General features: G+C 32.0%; 1 protein-coding gene. It reads left to right on the plus strand.

All coding sequences use genetic code 11. The features are described 5' to 3' along the window. The first annotated feature begins 243 nt into the window (after nt 1–243). On the plus strand, nt 244–792 hold the full coding sequence (locus D0S24_RS20890; RefSeq protein WP_117021790.1) for a hypothetical protein: 549 nt from the start codon (nt 244–246) through the stop codon (nt 790–792). Nucleotides 793–1160: the final 368 nt, after the last annotated feature.

A 1160-nucleotide genomic window follows, 5' to 3' on the forward strand; every position in this document is an offset into this window, starting at 1 on the left:
TTTTATACATTACATTGTTTTTTAAGATTGCATAAATTTAAGTAAAACGTATTTTGAACACGACAAAGCTTCCGACCGGTAGGGAGGATTCGTTCAACAACGCATATAGTTTATGGCGGAATTATTACCAAATCCAAAGTTTTTGTATTTTTAGAAACGTAAAACCTTAATCGAAAAATTAGCGCATTTTTGCTCGCCACAAACCATATGCGCAAACCGTTGTAGCACATTTAAGAAAACCCAATGGCAACATATCAATTTCTAACATTTGTACTTCCAAGAAAGTCGATTGAAACAAAATATGGCGGAATTCCAAAACAGCTTGAAATAAAACACGCTGAATGGGAAAAGTATTGGGAAAATTATGACGTGGAACTGAATGATGCTACTGAACCTGAATTTGAAGATGCGATTTCAACAAAATGGTGGAAAGGAATTCAAATTAATATTGCGGAATTAAGAAACGAAATTGACAAAATTATTCCAAGAGCTTCGTGGAATAACGAAAGTTGGAAAATCGAAAACGGAGAAGTTGACCACGATTTGAGTATTGACTTTAACGAAAAGGAGAATTTTATAGAAGATTTTAGATTTCGGACTGATTTGAGAGATTCAAAACTGAATTTCTTAAATTCAATGCTGGAATTATGCGATAGAAATGATTGGATTTTAATGGACGAAAATGGAAATCTATGCAATCCAAATATTAGAGAATTGGCGGAATTATTAAAAATTTCAAAAGCACATTTATATATTACAAACCCAACTGAATTTTTTGATAATCTGAAATAAGTGATGAATAAAAGAAATTTAAAAATCATAAAAATATACATAATTAGCTTATTCTGTATTGTCCTTTATTTCTTATTAGAGAATTCTAGCATCATAACTGAACTCGTTCAAAAATCTGAAAAAGGTCGTTATGGTAGCTTCCTGACATTTTTTCTAACAGGACTATTCAAATACGGTTTATTAGTAATCGGAATAAGCATTATTTTAATTATGAGTTTTATGCTAATAAGAGAAAGGAAAAAAACACTTGAATAAATAAAAACGTGCTACAATAACTAAGTATTCGGCCCGCCGATAGGCCAGGGCTGAATATCTTGTTGACGGATCCGGTTCCTCCCTATGGGGAAAGCCTTCTTTTTTGTGTTTGT

The organism is Arenibacter sp. P308M17 (assembly GCF_003426735.1).
In the GTDB taxonomy this organism is placed as follows: Bacteria; Bacteroidota; Bacteroidia; order Flavobacteriales; family Flavobacteriaceae; genus Arenibacter.